Below are 17,075 nucleotides of genomic sequence, written 5' to 3'. Positions count from 1 at the left end.
AATTATTCCTGATCGCTATACAATAGGTGGTAGAACGATGGAAAGAAGAAAACTTGTCAAAAGCATGTTGATTGCGGCAGCAGGTGCCGCTGCAGTCAGAACCTCTTCAGCTGCTGATGTAAGTGGCGCAATTGCTTCTAACCCTATTAGTTTCAATAAAAAAAGCCCAGGTATGCCCCAAAGGAACGGGGCTAAAACGGTAAAGTTAAATCCTGAAATGTTCGTTAATAAAGGTGAAAGTAGCGATGGGGGTCAGGCTAGAAGTGCCGCTAAAAACTTGGACCAAGAGGATAGCTATCCTGCTTTTAACCAGATGTTTCAGCAGGCCAAGTCACTTTCATCAAATAATATTATAGAAATTAATCTAGGTGGTTATTATAAAGTTAGTCAAGGGAATTTTGAGTTGCCTTCCAACTGTCACATAGTCGGTGGAGGCACAATTTTTCTTGATAATAACAATGATGAACAAGTTATTTTTAAAATTGAGAACCAGCAAGACTTTAGTCTCACAAATGTAACACTGACCTCATCTAAAACGACAGGGCTTTGGGGGAAGTCTTGCAGTGGTGTAGTGATTAAAGGTTGTTCTAACTTTGTGCTTTCAGATTTAAATATTAGTTATCGTACAGATGCAATATCAATATCAGACTCATCACATTTTAGGATAGAAAATTGCCTGGTACATAAACTTGGGGAAGAGGGCATTGCCGTCCGAGCCAGTTTTTCGTGGATTATCTTCAATAATGATATTTATGAACACAACGGCGATGGGATTTTATTGAAAACCAGCGGTTCTCCATCGTACGACGGGAAGATAATTTGCAACCGAATTTTTTCAGCAACCGACATTTTTGGTTTGAAAGGAACTTTAGGAGGAGGGATTACACTGAATGATGAGAAAACGGGTTCAAGTACAACCTTCAGCAATCTTTTAGTCAGTGGGAACTCTATCAGTGATACATCATATGGCATTGCCTTCACAAATATTCAAAACCTGAAGGTTTTCGCTAATGATGTTGATACAGTAAGGCGATTTGGCATTATTGTTGATAATGCGGTTTATAATAACCCTCAAAAATATCCGATCAAAAAAACCATCGTTTCTGGCAACACGGTAAAAAATACCGGGCAAGCCGGGATCGCTTTCTATAGTGCTAATGGTATAAGCGTAGAGAATACTATTATTACTGAAAACATTGTTGAAAAGTGCGGGTTGCAAAAAAACGCAGATTACCCGGCTATTTCAGCTACTAATGCAACTATTTCATCTAATCGTATTAGTGATAGTAGTACTTTACTTAGTGCGACGGACAGTATTGTAAATGCTAACTATTTCGGAAGTAGTCTAAAGAAGTCGGCTGGTGAAGGTTCTGCTGATTTTAAGCTCAGTGGGGCCGTAAGTTTTGTTGGAAACATAATTGCCAATACGGGTATGGGGCATATCCGCCTTAATAATATATCCAATCTTATTTTTATTGGAAATCAAGTTAGCTTAGGTTCTACGTTTTCCGTTTTTCACTTGGGCTCTAATCCATCAGGTAACGTGCTCATTAAAGATAACCAAATTCAGTCTCCAGCAGCTAACGTTTTCACCGGTATGATGACTGCGAGCCATCTGATTGATACTGACTCTTCAACGTTTGGCAATAAAGTATGTTTCTTTGGTTTGCCAACTCAAGGCGAATTTAAGGCCGGAGACAGAGCTATAGAACGTAGTCCTGCTGCTGGCATGCCTTCTGAATGGGTATGTGTTGAAAGTGGTTCACCAGGTACCTGGAGTATTGAAAAATTTGCCAATATCAGCAAACGCAGTAATGCGCAAAAGATAAGCTTGGCAGCGGGAGCAAGCACTGATGTTAAATGTTCGGTTCCTGGCGTTAAAGCTGGATGGGTCGTAATCTCAATTGCATCTTCTCGCCCTCTTGGACAATCTGCTCTCAGCGCTTTTGCCCTGGAAGATGATGTTGTTAATATTACGATTAAGAATCAAGGAGATAAACCATTAGCTGCAGAGGGTGTCATCTTCTCAATTTTGGTTAATCGGGGATATTGAGCCTCACACAACAATATTCTATTGTGGAAAAAACAGATGTTATTGAATTAGCATCTGTTTTATTCTTTTTTTTTAAATACTGAACTTCAATCTTGGCCTCTCCCTCCATTCTTATACCTCCCTCTGTTAATCATAAGCAATGAATGCTTTAGCCTCTTAATATTCCCCTCATGGATAATCACTACCACTGCAAATTTCAATATCCCTATACTTTGTGCTTAATCTTTGTTTCATCCCAGAGGAACAATAAACCACTTTTTTTATGTGGTTTATTGTTCCTAAGGAAGGCTGTTTTGGTTACATTCTTCATGTGATCTAGTGTGTTAACTGGCTATAAAAATATTCTCATATAAAGCAAAAATAAATTTTCAGCATAGGTATGCTATATAAATTCTATTAAGAAAATCCTCAGGTCGATCTGATTGGTTTTTTTCATAACTATATGTTTTATATGTGTTTAAATTTTTAGAGAGTTCTAGTTAAAAGAAGATCACTCTTCGAGGGTCTACAACGGAATGTCATTTATTTTTGAGATGTAAGTCACGAGTTGAAAATAAAGTCATATAAATCAATGTGGTGTGCAATCTTATTTCTTGATCGAACGTTGCTTACGATACCTTGACAATAATTCGTTTATAGCCTTTCTTTGATCTAAGAAAGTTATAAGTCGTTATAGTTAGGGGGTAGAGCGCTCATTAAATTTGTTTTCCTGTTATGTAAGATACAAGTTTTTTTATAACTTCCTGATTCTCTTGTTTTGTTATTCTTTTTTGCAAAGAGACAGGTTTTAGCTTAATCGGAAATCCACCTCGAAGGGGGTTGTTATGGCTTCTCTGGCGTTTCAAAAAGAAGCGGCTGCAATTTTGTATGCCGTTTTAGGTAAAAGTGCGTCAAGTACTGAGTATGACAGTGTTGGTGCGCAGTTAGAAACAGGAGCTTTGTCGGATAGCAGTTATGTGACAAGCCTTCTTTCTTCGGCGGACGGCAGCACATTATATGCCGGTAAAAGTGATTTAGATATTCTCCAGGCTGTTTATACAAAGGCATATGGCAGCGCGGCGCTGAATACCACTCTTCAGGACCTGCTGGCATCCTCTTCGTTGGCGGTATCAATTTCTAAGGTGCTTTCAGATCTTATTAATTATCATGGATTTGATTCCGCAACCACGGCATCGCAAAGCAGTTTCGATACCCAGATTAATAAGGTGTTATTCCCGGCTACCAGCCCAGCTGCTGCTGGTCAAGGTGCGTCGGATGTTCAGGCTATATACCATGTCCTGGGATTAGTTTCTCAATCAACTAACGTAAATTTATTTGGTTCGATTCTAAATGCCGGCACTAAATCGGTTGCTCAGATTGCAGACAAGTTTGTTGCAGATCGCTCGTATCTGAAGGCTTTGAGTAATAATGATTTCATTTCACGCGTTTTCACTGCCAGCTTCGAACGAGCCCCATCCTCCACTGAGCTTTCGCATTTCCTTAGCGAGCTGACAGGAGGAAGTACCCGTGGACAGATCGTTGCGGAAATCATTACTTCTCTGCGTGGGACAGTTGCTCCTACCGATACTGCAGCGCAGCAGCATTTTAACGATGCAACGGTGACTTACGCCCAAGGGCAAATTGCTGGCTTGGCTGCTCAAGAACAAGCTGCGGCCGTGTACCTGGCGGTTCCGGAACGTGGTATTGATGCTGGTGCACTAGATAACTGGAGCAAATACCTATCGTTAAGTACTACCACATATAAAAACTTTATCAGTTCTGTCCTGGGTTCTGCGGAATTCCAACGCAAAGGCGCGCAGCTGACAGGCGATGATTTTATTCAACATGTTTATACTGCGGTGCATGGCGTTGCTGCCAATGCAGGTCAATTAGCAGTCTACAGCGCGTTAGGTTCTGATAAATCGGCCATTACTCAGGCGATTATCAACGATTTGCGCACTTCGACGGCGACCGATGCGACTACGGTAACCCAGCAACACGGGTTTGAATTTGATATCGGCACCAGCTTGTTGTACAAAACTGCAGCCTCCCTGAGCACAACAGCGGCTGGTGGCAACGCTACCGGCACGGTTAACACCGGGGCTTCACATCAGATCAGTAATGCAGAAACTGCGGTATTGACCGATGTCCTGCTTGCCGCCAATGCCGCCAGCGTCGTTAATCTGAAGTTCGCCGATCATCTGGCGAATCTCACCATTAACGGCACCAGCGCAGCAACGGTTAACCTGTCAGACAACGGGGTTAACCCGGGTGTTGATATCACCGTGAATAACGGCAACGTAATCCTTAACGCCAGCTCCGGCGCGGATGATGTGCTGGTTACCGCTACGGCGGCTGTCGCTACCGCTACCGGTGATTTTAATCTGGGCGCAGGGAATGACTCGCTGAAATGGTTGGGCAATGCTGCGGTTGGCGGTGCTAATACCGTAGGTGCTGGCGTTTCCGGCAATGGCGGCGATGGTGTTGATACTATCTCCGCCAACTTCATTACCAAAAACGTCGTGATGTCAGGCAATGCTCTTGCTCGTACTGCGACTATTAGCAGTAACTCTGCGCAGTTCAGCAACTTTGAGAAGCTGGATTTGGCCGGTTACATTGGTAAAGCAACGGTAAGCAGCGGTTCTACTGCAGCAAACCATACCTTTGATTTCGGCGTATTAACCGGTAATGCCATCTCAGAATCAAGCCTGACAGGGACTCTTAGCACCACGATCAATCAGGCTGCTACCTCTAATATCGGTTCGCAAGGCTTTGTGCTCTCTGGCCTGGCGGAAGCGGTGAAAGTGATTAATGCCGCCGGCGGTAGCTCGGCACAGTTGGAAGTTACGGGTAATGCGACTGCGGCAAGCAGCGTGGAAATTACTTTCCTGCAGAATGCCACGGACCACTTTAACGTGACTTTCGACGCGGTTAGTTCAGTGGACGTCAATGCCGGCTCTCTGGCGCTGAACAGCAGCAGTAGCCTGTTGTTCCCAACGGCATTGACCGACGTGAACATCGCTTCCGGTGGTACTGGTAACTTTGACAATATTTTGTCGCTGACCGGGACCAATGCTCAGGTACAAAACATCACAGTTACCGGCGATCACTTGCTTGACCTGACGCTGGGTAGCGGGTACAGCAACGTGCGTGATATCGATGCATCGGCCAACACTGGCGGCCTGAATCTTGATTCAAGCCACGGTGGTACCGGCGACGGTATTATCGTTCAGCTGCTGAACATTCTGCCGCTGAGTGGTGTCACTACCGCACTGCTGGCGCCGGTTCTGACGGCTCTGGGTCTGAATGGTTACCAACTGACTGTGGAAGGCTCTACAGCTGCCGACAACCTGGCGGCGATCGGCAATACCACGTTGACCGGTGGGAGTGGTGCAAATACCTTCGAAGCGAAGGCCAGTAATACTCAGGCTGGTATCACAATCACCGATTTTGACAGCACCAAAGACAAAATTGTCGACGTTGCTTCTGCCTTGACCATTTCCGGCGATACCAGCGGCACTGCGGTGGCGGATTACGGCACTCGTGCTTCCGATACTCTGGATGCTCTGCTGGGTACTCTGGTTGGCGGTCTCACCAACGGTGTTATCGGGCTGTTGGGCGGTATCCTCGGTCTGGACAGCAGTAACTCGCTGACCGCTAAAGTCGGCGTGGCATCGGTGGTGTTCGGCGGAACAGGCGATAACGCCAGCTCCTATGTGATTATCGATAATAACGATAACCACACTCTGGATACCAACGACAGCGTTGTTTACCTGACGGGTCAAAACCACCAACAACTGATTGATACTCTGCATTACGCGTGAGTGTAAATTCCGCAGAGTAATAGTTGCTATGGAAACTGTTAGTTATTAAATAATACGGGGAGGGTAAATCTCCCCGTTTTTTAATTTGTGAGCTGCGTCATCACCTCCGTCTTATTTCTCTTCTAAATAATCCCACTTTATTCATCATGCCTTTCATCTTCTTGTTTTCACTGGTTTTAGCGCGGCCGGTTGCGAGAGGTTTTTTTCGTGCTCCACCTTGCCGATATCCACTTTCTCTACCTATAGTTAAAAAAAAGTATCTGCAGTCTCGAGCATGTTTGGGGTGAGCCTTCTTTAGGATTTTTTTTATTTTTTCCTTTTTAGGAATTTCCTTAGAAGAAATCAATGCGGATTGGACTGACAGTGCACATGATGTAAGGGCAGAAAGTGAACCAATTTATACCGCGTAATGAAATTGCGGATGTTATACGGACTCGCAGCAAAATTTTCTGGACCGTTGGCATATTTACCGCATTTATTAATTTGTTAATGCTCGTTCCCTCGATCTATATGCTCCAGGTGTACGATCGTGTGCTTCCGTCGGGCAACGAGATCACGTTGCTGATGTTAACGCTGATTATGCTGGGCATGTTCGGCATGATGGCGTTATTAGAGTATGTCCGCAGCATGGTGGTTATCCGTATCGGTAGCCAGTTGGATATGCGCTTGAATACCCGCATTTATACTGCGGCGTATGAGGCAAATCTTAAAAATGGCTCTTCCGATGCAGGGCAGATGCTGGGTGATTTAACTACCGTTCGCCAATTCCTTACCGGCAGCGCTTTATTCGCTTTCTTCGATGCGCCCTGGTTCCCGATCTATCTGTTGGTGATTTTCCTGTTCAATCCTTGGCTTGGTTTGTTTGCGCTGGTGGGATCGTTGTTGCTGATCGCCCTGGCGGTTATCAATGAAATGGTTTCCAAGAAACCTTTGGGCGAGGCGAGCAAGCTGTCGATCATGTCCAGCAGCTTGGCGAGCACCAATTTGCGCAATGCCGAGGTGATCGAGGCATTGGGCATGTTGCCTAATCTGAAACAACGCTGGTTTACATTGCACCAGCGCTTCCTCAATAGCCAACGAGTGGCCAGCGAACGCGCCACCACCGTTACCTCAATCACCAAGTTTGTTCGTCTCTCGCTGCAATCATTGGTGCTGGGATTGGGCGGCTGGCTGGCGATTGACGGCCATATCACGCCTGGGATGATGATTGCCGGTTCGATTCTCATGGGGCGCACGCTGGCACCTATCGAACAGGTGATCAACGTCTGGAAAAGCTGGAGTTCAGCCAAGCTCTCCTATCAACGCCTGGTAAAATTGCTTGATAAGCACCCGCCGCGCGGGTTGGGCATGTCGTTGCCTCGACCTGTAGGTGTCATCTCGGTAGAAGGCGTAACCGCCACGCCACCGGGTTCCAAAGCCGACGCGGTATTGCATAACGTCAGCTTTGCCATTCAACCGGGCGACGTGCTGGGGATTATTGGGCCAAGCGCTTCCGGTAAATCCACGTTGGCGCGCTTGCTGGTCGGTATTTGGCCGGTAAGTGAAGGCATTGTACGGCTTGATAACGCCGATATTTATCAATGGAACAAAGACGAGTTGGGGCCTTATATCGGTTACCTGCCGCAGGACATTGAACTGTTCGCCGGCACCATTGCCGAGAATATCGCGCGTTTTAACGCTATCGATTCAGAGAAAGTGATTGAGGCCGCCAAACTGGCTGGTGTGCATGAACTGATTCTTCGTTTCCCTAATGGTTATGATTCTGTCATAGGCAACGGTGGCGCAGGGCTCTCTGGTGGGCAGAAGCAGCGTATTGGGCTGGCGCGTGCGTTGTATGGCGATCCTTCCCTGATCGTGTTGGATGAACCTAACTCCAACCTGGATGATGCCGGTGAAAAGGCGCTGAATCAGGCGATTCTGTTCCTTAAGCAACGCAATAAAACGGTGATTCTGATTACCCATCGAACCAATCTGCTGTCGATGACCAGCAAATTGTTGTTGCTGGTGAACGGTACCGTCAATGCATTTGGCCCAACTCAGCAGGTGTTGCAGGCGCTGGCGAATGCTCAGAAAGCGCAGACTCCACAGCAGGCGGTTCGCGCAGTCAATTCCGAGCCGGACGAAGGCAATATCCCAAAAACTCAAATTAATTAAGCTGTGAACTTGCCGGGCGGCGCTGAAATGCGTCGTCTGCAGTCAAAGGAGTTGGTATGTCTACGCACATTGGTGAGCCACAAGACTCGTATTCAGAGCAGATCCCCCAGGATGAGCGGCGTTTCACCCGCATGGGATGGTTAGTGGTTGGGGTTGGCCTGTTTGGCTTTCTCGCCTGGGCAGCATTTGCGCCTTTGGACAAAGGGGTTGCGACGCCGGGGTCCGTTACCGTCTCCGGCAACCGTAAAACGGTGCAGGCGCCAGCCAGTGGCATCATCACAAATATCGCCGTTAAAGAAGGTGACAAGGTGAAAGCTGGCGAGGTGCTGGTGCAATTGAGCCAGGTGCAGGCACTGGCTCAGGTCGCTTCGCTGCGGGACCAGTACTACACCACGCTGGCTTCGGAAGGGCGGTTGCTCGCCGAGCGAGATGGGTTAACCAAAGTCACTTTCTCCCCCGTTTTTGAGCAAATCAAAGATCAGCCACGTGTGGCCGAAATTATTGCATTGCAAACACAGTTGTTTTCTTCCCGGCGCCTGGGGCTGCAAAGCGAAATCGATGGCTATAAGCAGTCAATGGATGGCATGCGTTTCCAATTGAAAGGCCTGCAGGACTCACGGGTTAACAAGCAGATTCAGCTTTCCAGTCTGCGCGAGCAAATGAACAGCATGAAACAGCTGGCTGCGGATGGCTATTTGCCGCGTAACCGCTATCTGGAAGTTCAGCGCCAGTTTGCCGAGGTGAACAGCAGTATCGATGAAACCGTTGGGCGGATTGGCCAAGTGCAAAAGCAATTGCAGGAGTCTCAGCAGCGGATCGACCAACGTTTTGCCGATTATCAGCGTGAGGTCAGAACCCAGTTGGCGCAGACCCAAATGGATGCCAGCGAATTCAGAAATAAACTTGAAATGGCGAATTTTGAGCTCGGCAACACGGCCATCACTTCGTCGGTGGATGGCACCGTGGTCGGATTAAGTATCTTTACTCAGGGGGGCGTCGTGGGAGCGGGTGACCACCTGATGGACGTTGTACCCAGTCAGGCTACGCTGGTGGTGGACTCTCGCCTCAAGGTAGAACTGGTCGATAAAGTGTACAACGGGTTGCCGGTGGATTTGATGTTTACCGCCTTCAACCAAAACAAGACCCCGAAAATTCCGGGTACGGTGACGTTGGTTTCCGCCGATCGGCTGGTGGACAAGGCCAACGGTGAACCCTACTACCAGATGCAGGTTACGGTAACGCCAGAAGGCATGAAGATGCTGAGTGGGGAAGATATCAAACCGGGTATGCCTGTTGAGGTGTTCGTGAAGACGGGGTCGCGTTCGCTGTTGAGTTATCTGTTTAAACCCATTTTGGATCGCGCTCATACTTCTTTAACCGAGGAATAATTTTGATTCAATTTAAACGACAGGTTGCTGGCCTTGCTATCAGTACCCTCTTGTTTGCGATATCTGCGCCGGTTCATTCGATAGGGATTCTAGACGCATATTCGCTGGCACTTGAAAAAGATCCGACCTTCCGGGCGGCAATAAAAGAGAAAGAAGCAGGAGACGAAAACGAAAATATCGGCAGGGCGGGGCTGCTGCCGAAGGTATCGGGCAATTACCAGAACTCGCCGAGAAACTGGCAGACGCAAAAATATCCATCGAGTGACATTTTTGGCGACGTTACCGAAGTAACCCGACGCCAGCAGTATCGCAGTTATTCCAGCTCGATTACGCTGACGCAGCCGTTGTTCGACTATGAGGCTTATGCGCGTTACAAGGCCGGTGTTGCTCAGACATTGATGTCCGACGAACGTTATCGCAGCAAGTTTCTGGATTTGGCGGTGCGGGTGATTTCCGCTTACGTGGAGGTGGCTTACTCGAAAGACCAGATCGCGTTGGCCTCTGCGCAAAAGGCGGCTTATAAAGAGCAGTTGGCGCTGAACGATCGCTTAATGGGGGCCGGTGAAGGCACCATTACCGACGTTTCGGAGACCCAGGCCCGATACAGCCTGGCCGAGGCGCAGGAGATTGAAGCGCGTGATGCGTTGGACGCCGCTCAGCGCGAGCTGGAGGTGATTATTGGCGTCCCGCTCAACCAACTGGATGAGCTGCAAACGTTGCGCCCAGGGAAATTCCAGGTGGCACCGTTAATCCCTTCCCGGTTTGAAGAGTGGCAAAAAATTGCACTGGAGAATAACCCTATGCTGGCGGCGTCACGCCACGGTGTTGATGCTGCTAAATATGAAGTGGAGAGAAATCGCGCAGGTTTTATGCCTCAGGTGCAGCTTTACGCCTCACATTCAGAAAATGACTCCAGCAGCGATAATACGGTTAATCAAAAGTATCGCACCGACAGCATTGGCGTACAGGTCAGCGTGCCGATCTACGCCGGTGGCGGCGTTTCGGCGTCGACCCGTCAGGCTGCCGCACGCTACGGGCAGGCGATGTTTGAAATGGATGCCCAGACGGGCACCACGCTGAATGATTTACGCAAGCAATTTAACCTGTGTATCAGCAGCAGGGCCAAGCTGGCTGCCTACGAGTTGGCGGTCAAGTCGGCGACCACTCAGGTTACGGCTACCCGGCAAAGCGTGTTGGCGGGGCAACGCGTCAACGTGGATGTGCTTAACGCGGAGCAACAGTTATACAGTGCGCAAAAGGATTTGGCGTCGGCGAAATATACCTATATCAAGGCTTGGATCACCTTGCTAAGTGATTCAGGTACCTTGGATGAGCATGATGTCAAGCGTGTGGCGCAGTACTTTGCTCTAAGCCGTTGAGATAGAGCTTAACTTTGGTTATGAGTATTAGTCTGAAAGAGCAGCCTTGAGCTGCTCTTTTTTGTCACAATACGTTATGTTAGCTGCAAGTGGTGCTCCTGCCCTTACCCAAAAGTAATTCATCTTTCCCGTATGTTATTTCATAAGCGGTGATTGGCTTTGGAGTGACTGTTTTTTTAACATATATACAACTGTTTATGTGTAATTGTATGACTTTAGAATGGTGGGTAGGTTGGTTTTAAGCCGCATTCTCGTTTATAAGCCAGACGATTGAGTAAAGGATTAATAATGTCAAAAATAATTCCTGTGGTTATGGCTGGCGGTACTGGCAGCCGGCTGTGGCCTCTGTCGCGCGAATCGTTCCCCAAGCAATTTTTATCTATTGATGACAGTGGATTTAGCCTGTTACAGCAGACCCTGCAGCGTTTATCTGGGCTTGATGGCGTGGAAATCGCCGCGCCTTTAGTGATTTGCAATGAAAGTCATCGGTTTTTGGTTGCAGAACAACTGCGTGAAATCGATCAACTTGCGACCAATATTATTCTAGAGCCTGTTGGGCGTAACACGGCACCGGCAGTGGCGTTGGCTGCGCACTTGGCCGCAGAAGAAGATGAAGACAGCATGCTCTTGGTGCTGGCTGCCGATCATTTGATTAAAAAGGTAGAAAATTTTCACTCGGCGATAAAAACGGCAGTTCAATATGCCGCCGAAGATAATTTAGTGACGTTCGGTATTATTCCTGGACATCCCGAAACCGGTTACGGCTATATCAAACGCGGTAAAGCACTTTCCAACAAATGCTTTAAAGTTGACTCTTTTGTCGAGAAGCCTTGTCTGGATAAAGCCGTAGAATACCTCGCCAGCGGTGAGTACAGCTGGAATAGTGGCATGTTTATGTTTAAAACAGCCAAGTTCTTGCAGGAGTTGCAGCAACATAGCCCGGAAATTTTCAACACAACCCGGCAGTCTGTGGCTGATAGCCAACGTGATATGAATTTTATCCGTGTTGATCAGGAAATATTCAAGCACTGCCCAAGTGACTCCATTGACTACGCAGTCATGGAGAAAACGCATGATGCGGTAGTCATTCCTATTGATGCCGGCTGGAGCGACGTGGGCTCTTGGTCGTCCTTATGGGAGGTTTCCGAAAAAGATGGCTTAGGAAATGTCAACGTTGGTGAGGTTATCTCTATCGACTCCAACAATAACTACATCTCTTCGGACTCTGCTCTGGTGGCGACCATCGGTTTGGATGATTTGATCGTAATCAATACCAATGATGCGTTGTTGATCTCGACTAAAGATCGCGTTCAGGATGTCAAAAAGGTGGTTGATGAATTGAAGAAACGCAATCTTCATCACTTCCGCCAACACTCCTCTTCTTATCGTCCATGGGGCAAGATCTGCGATATCGACAGCGGCGAACATTTCCAGGTCAAAAAAATCATTGTCCGTCCTGGCGAAGGGTTGTCAGTACAGCGTCATCTTCACCGTGCAGAACACTGGGTGGTCGTCAGTGGTACGGCCAAAGTGAATGTTGAAGACAAAGAATTCTTCTTATCGGAAAACCAATCCACATTCATACCTGCCGGCAGTGTTCACACGCTGGAGAATCCTGGGAAAATCGATCTTGAAATTATTGAGGTTCGATCAGGATTTTACCTTGAAGAAGATGATATTGAACGGTTACACGATCGGTATGGCAGAGTTTAATTAAAGGGTTTGGCGATGGAAAAGTTAACGTGTTTTAAAGCTTATGATGTGCGCGGTAAATTAGGTGAAGAACTGAATGATGATATTGCCTACCGCATAGGGCGCGCTTATGGCGAGTTTTTGAAGCCGAAGACCATTGTTTTGGGCAGTGATGTGCGTCTGACCAGCGAAAGTTTGAAGCTGTCTCTGGCAAAAGGTTTACAGGATGCCGGCACCGACGTTATCGACATCGGCATGACCGGGACTGAAGAGGTTTATTTTGCCACCTCTCATCTGAAAGCTGACGGCGGCGTGGAAGTGACGGCCAGTCATAATCCGATCGACTATAACGGAATGAAGTTGGTTCGCGAAGGTTCACGTCCGATCAGCGGGGATACCGGATTACGGGCAATCCAGGAGCTGGCGGAAACCAATCAGTTCCCTGCTCCGGCCTCCACACGCGGCAGCTATGTTCGTCAGGATGTGCTGGCCGATTATGTTCAGCATGTGTTGTCTTATGTGAATACCGAAAACTTTAAACCCTTGAAGCTGGTTATCAACTCAGGTAACGGTGCGGCTGGGCATGCAATCGATGCGATTGAGGCATCTCTTAAGGCCCTGAACGTCCCATTGGAGTTTATTAAGGTCCATCATCAGCCCGACGGCACATTCCCAAATGGTATTCCTAACCCGTTATTGCCCGAGTGTCGTGCAGATACTGCTAATGCCGTGCGTGAACAGGGGGCAGATATGGGGATCGCGTTTGATGGCGACTTCGATCGTTGCTTCCTGTTTGATGAAAAAGGCGATTTCATTGAGGGTTACTATATAGTTGGCCTGCTGGCGGAAGCTTTCCTGCAAAAACAACCAGGGGCAAAAATCATTCATGATCCGCGCCTGAGCTGGAACACTATCGATGTTGTGAACAAAGCTGGCGGCGTGCCGGTGATGTCAAAAACGGGCCATGCTTTCATTAAAGAACGTATGCGTTCAGAAGATGCCATTTATGGTGGTGAAATGAGCGCTCACCACTATTTCCGCGATTTCGCCTATTGCGACAGCGGCATGATTCCGTGGTTGCTGGTAGCTGAACTGGTCTGCGTCAAGGGCCAGACTTTGGGGCAACTGGTGCAGGACCGAATCGCGGCTTACCCGTCCTCGGGAGAAATCAATATCAAACTGTCGCAACCGGCAGCTTCCATCGAAAGCGTGAAGCAACATTATCTGGCCCAGGCCGCTGAAGTAGATTACACCGATGGAATCAGCATGGAATTTGCTGATTGGCGCTTTAACTTACGCTCATCCAACACCGAGCCGGTAGTTCGTCTCAACGTTGAGTCACGTGCGGATGTGGCGCTGATGCAAGAAAAAACAAACGAAATTTTGGCGATGCTGTCTCGTTAATAGTTTTGCCATGATATTGCATCAGATTAGGGCTGTTTTTTCAGCCCTAATCGCTTGAATGAACGTCATGGGCGGTAAAAACTTATATCTTTAGCGCCACGGGCGCGCATAGGGAGTTGTTATGGCGGTTTTAGTCACTGGTGGTGCCGGTTATATTGGTTCTCATACTGTGCTGGCCTTGTTGGGGCGCGGCGAAGATGTTGTTGTATTGGATAATCTGTCGAATTCGTCAGAGGAGTCGTTGCAGCGCGTCGAACAGTTGGCGGGTAAAGCGGCTGTTTTCTACCAAGGGGACATCCTGAACGGTGAGTGTCTGCGTCGCATCTTTGATGAGCATGATATTTCATCGGTGATCCATTTTGCCGGCCTGAAAGCGGTGGGGGAGTCGACCCGCAAGCCACTCGAATATTATCAAAATAATGTTTCCGGGACTCTGGTATTGCTGGAAGAAATGCGTCGTGCGGGGGTGCATCAGTTCATTTTTAGTTCTTCCGCTACTGTCTACGGTGCCAATTCTCCGGTCCCTTATGTTGAAACGACTCCGATCGGCGGCACGACCAGCCCTTACGGCACATCAAAGCTGATGGTGGAGCAAGTTCTGCAGGATTTTGCCAAGGCAGAATCGCAGTTCTCTATTATCGCATTACGCTATTTCAACCCGGTTGGAGCCCATGAGTCGGGGATGATTGGTGAAGATCCAAATGGCATCCCGAATAACCTGTTGCCTTATATTGCGCAGGTGGCGATAGGTAAACTGGAGAAATTGGGGATATTTGGCGGTGATTACCCAACGAAAGATGGCACCGGGGAACGCGATTACATCCATGTGATGGATTTAGCCGAAGGGCACCTGATGGCGATGGATCATCTGAAGAAAGTTGATGGTTTCAAAGCGTATAATCTGGGCGCTGGGGTAGGACACTCGGTATTGGCCATGGTGAAGGCTTTTGAGAAAGCGTCAGGGGTAAAAATCCCATACCAAATTTTACCTCGTCGTGACGGAGACCTGCCTGCGTTCTGGGCTGATGCAAACCTGGCACGCCAGGAGCTGGGCTGGGAAGTAAGTCGTGGCATTGATGATATGATGCGCGATACCTGGAACTGGCAAAAGAATAATCCTCAAGGTTACCGTAATTAACTTTTCGCACTGAAAGTATTCTTACACCCTCCTCAAGTCATGATTGCAGCTTGTAGCCTACAGGCTGCGATCATCTGTCTAAGATATATCCTGATTTTTAATAACATAAAGAACTATATCATTGCTAACTATTTGATGGGTATTGTATTTGTACAACAAGTATTTTGATCTGTGCATTTAATGAACGTTCATTTTCAGATAACCCTGAAAGAACGGATAATGTACAGGTGTTTTGATAGGTAAGGTGATAGCATACGCAACAAAAATATTGCCCTGCTTTCCTATGTATCCTATCAGGATGACGAGGACATGACTTATTGTGCCATACGGGGGATGCCCAGCGTGATGGCGCAAGATAGGGCGCTAAAATTTATATAAATATCAGTCTATTGGTAGCTGTAGAGCCAAGGGCGGTAGCGTGTTTTTTTGTTGGTATCGATGATGGCGCTTTCGAATGGGCCGTGCGAACTCGGTCCATCTACAGGTTATGAAACTGTCGCGTTTGTGATGAGTGGCACATCCTTGCCCTTCCACCAGTAACATGAAAGATGTAGCAAGTGCAGCAAATTAACCTGGTGTATTTGCTTAAGTTGTTGAAACTATAGTTCTATATAGCTGAGCGTTATAAGGATAAAAAATGTTACTTCCAGTAATTATGGCAGGCGGTACAGGCAGCCGTCTCTGGCCTATGTCCCGTGAACTTCATCCTAAACAGTTTTTGCGTTTGCATAGCCTGCACTCGATGCTGCAGGAAACGTTGAAACGTCTTGATGGGGTGGAGGTTAGCGAGCCTGTCGTAATCTGTAACGAAGATCACCGCTTTATGGTAGCTGAGCAATTGCGTCAAATTGACATGCTGTCCCATAACATCATTCTTGAACCTATTGGCCGCAATACGGCGCCGGCTATTGCCTTGGCAGCTTTGAATGCCATCGTTCAGGGACATGACCCTATCATGCTGGTGTTAGCCGCAGACCATATCATAAAAGACGTTGCAACCTTCCATAATGCCATTGAGGCAGCAATACCTTATGCCTCCGGCCAGAGCCTTGTTACCTTTGGCATTGTGCCAAGCGGGCCGGAAACGGGCTATGGTTATATCCAACGTGGCGAAAACACGGGTGAAAATGCAGCGGCATGCAGTGTAAAGCGTTTTGTTGAAAAACCTGATCTTGCTACAGCGCAGGCTTACGTGGACTCTGGGGAATATTTCTGGAATAGCGGCATGTTCATGTTCCGCGCCAAGCGGTATCTGGAAGAGTTGGAAGCGTTCCGTCCGGACATTCTGGATGCATGCCGCCGTTCCCTGGCTGACACCGAGTGCGATAAAAACTTTATCAACGTTAATTTTGATGCCTTCTCCAACTGCCCAGACGAATCGGTGGATTATGCGGTGATGGAGAAAACTCACGATGCCGTTATGATCCCGCTGGATGCCGGTTGGAGTGATGTTGGTTCTTGGTCGGCCTTGTGGGAAGTCAGTCAGAAAGATGAGGCAGGCAACGCGTTGACTGGCGACACCTTCCTGCATAATACCCATGACTGCTATATCAATACTGACGAAAAGTTGGTTGCTGCTGTGGGCGTAGATAACCTGGTGATCGTTAATACTAAAGACGCTGTATTGGTTGTTGACAAATCCAAGGTTCAGGACGTTAAAAAAGTCGTCGAACATCTGAAAAAGCATAAACGCAGCGAATACAGAAGACACCGCGAGGTTTATCGCCCATGGGGCATTTGCGACCTTTTGGTCGATGAAAAACGTTTTAATGTGAATCGCATCACCGTGAACCCGGGTGAAGCCTTCTCTTTGCAGATGCACCACCATCGCACTGAGCATTGGGTTGTACTTGCGGGCACGGCAAGAGTAACAACCGGAGATAAAACTTTTTTACTGACAGAAAATCAGTCCACATTTATTCCTATTGGTGTTGTTCACCGCTTAGAAAACCCAGGGAATATTCCGTTGGAATTGATAGAAGTGCAGGCGGGGTCTTATTTAGGGGATGATGATATTATTCGTATTAAAGATCATTATGGTCGTTGCTAAATTTTGAGGTTTTA

9 protein-coding genes are annotated in these 17,075 nt (G+C 47.7%); all 9 read left to right on the top strand.

Annotation, left to right across the window (positions count from 1 at the left end):
• Positions 1 to 37 precede the first annotated feature (37 nt).
• The 9 genes from ACUTSW_RS07975 (at position 38) to ACUTSW_RS07935 (ending at position 17,061) form a co-directional block, all read left to right on the top strand.
• Positions 38 to 2,053, top strand: coding sequence for a right-handed parallel beta-helix repeat-containing protein (locus tag ACUTSW_RS07975; RefSeq protein WP_445584099.1), 2,016 nt, complete (start codon positions 38 to 40; stop codon positions 2,051 to 2,053).
• An 824-nt stretch (positions 2,054 to 2,877) separates the two neighbouring features.
• On the top strand, positions 2,878 to 5,856 hold the full coding sequence (locus ACUTSW_RS07970; protein ID WP_445584098.1) for a beta strand repeat-containing protein: 2,979 nt from the start codon (positions 2,878 to 2,880) through the stop codon (positions 5,854 to 5,856).
• Between the two features lie 387 nt (positions 5,857 to 6,243).
• Positions 6,244 to 8,010: a type I secretion system permease/ATPase gene (locus tag ACUTSW_RS07965; RefSeq protein WP_445584097.1), complete on the top strand. Its 1,767-nt coding sequence runs from the start codon at positions 6,244 to 6,246 to the stop codon at positions 8,008 to 8,010.
• Positions 8,011 to 8,066: 56 nt separating this feature from the next.
• Complete coding sequence (locus ACUTSW_RS07960) at positions 8,067 to 9,398, top strand: HlyD family type I secretion periplasmic adaptor subunit (protein WP_445584096.1); 1,332 nt, start codon at positions 8,067 to 8,069, stop codon at positions 9,396 to 9,398.
• 2 nt (positions 9,399 to 9,400) lie between these two features.
• A complete protein-coding gene (locus ACUTSW_RS07955) occupies positions 9,401 to 10,777 on the top strand; it encodes a TolC family outer membrane protein (RefSeq protein WP_445584095.1) in 1,377 nt (458 codons plus the stop codon).
• 288 nt (positions 10,778 to 11,065) lie between these two features.
• On the top strand, positions 11,066 to 12,490 hold the full coding sequence (locus ACUTSW_RS07950) for a mannose-1-phosphate guanylyltransferase/mannose-6-phosphate isomerase (protein ID WP_445584094.1): 1,425 nt from the start codon (positions 11,066 to 11,068) through the stop codon (positions 12,488 to 12,490).
• Between the two features lie 15 nt (positions 12,491 to 12,505).
• Positions 12,506 to 13,873, top strand: a complete 1,368-nt coding sequence (gene cpsG, locus ACUTSW_RS07945; RefSeq protein WP_062870306.1) for a phosphomannomutase CpsG — start codon at positions 12,506 to 12,508, stop codon at positions 13,871 to 13,873.
• A 121-nt stretch (positions 13,874 to 13,994) separates the two neighbouring features.
• Positions 13,995 to 15,011, top strand: coding sequence for a UDP-glucose 4-epimerase GalE (gene galE / locus ACUTSW_RS07940; RefSeq protein WP_062870308.1), 1,017 nt, complete (start codon positions 13,995 to 13,997; stop codon positions 15,009 to 15,011).
• Positions 15,012 to 15,648: 637 nt separating this feature from the next.
• On the top strand, positions 15,649 to 17,061 hold the full coding sequence (locus tag ACUTSW_RS07935; protein WP_062870310.1) for a mannose-1-phosphate guanylyltransferase/mannose-6-phosphate isomerase: 1,413 nt from the start codon (positions 15,649 to 15,651) through the stop codon (positions 17,059 to 17,061).
• The last annotated feature ends 14 nt before the right edge of the window (positions 17,062 to 17,075 follow it).

The organism is Serratia sp. TSA_198.1, from assembly GCF_052686505.1.
The sequence above is the reverse complement of the archived record's forward strand: the minus strand, read 5'-3'. Positions and strand labels throughout refer to the sequence as shown.

Coding starts and splice junctions, on each gene's coding strand:
- ACUTSW_RS07960 (WP_445584096.1), top strand. CDS start 8,067: ATGTCTACGCACATTGGTGAGCCACAAGACTCGTATTCAGAGCAGATC.
- cpsG (WP_062870306.1), top strand. CDS start 12,506: ATGGAAAAGTTAACGTGTTTTAAAGCTTATGATGTGCGCGGTAAATTA.
- ACUTSW_RS07950 (WP_445584094.1), top strand. CDS start 11,066: ATGTCAAAAATAATTCCTGTGGTTATGGCTGGCGGTACTGGCAGCCGG.
- ACUTSW_RS07935 (WP_062870310.1), top strand. CDS start 15,649: ATGTTACTTCCAGTAATTATGGCAGGCGGTACAGGCAGCCGTCTCTGG.
- ACUTSW_RS07970 (WP_445584098.1), top strand. CDS start 2,878: ATGGCTTCTCTGGCGTTTCAAAAAGAAGCGGCTGCAATTTTGTATGCC.
- galE (WP_062870308.1), top strand. CDS start 13,995: ATGGCGGTTTTAGTCACTGGTGGTGCCGGTTATATTGGTTCTCATACT.
- ACUTSW_RS07975 (WP_445584099.1), top strand. CDS start 38: ATGGAAAGAAGAAAACTTGTCAAAAGCATGTTGATTGCGGCAGCAGGT.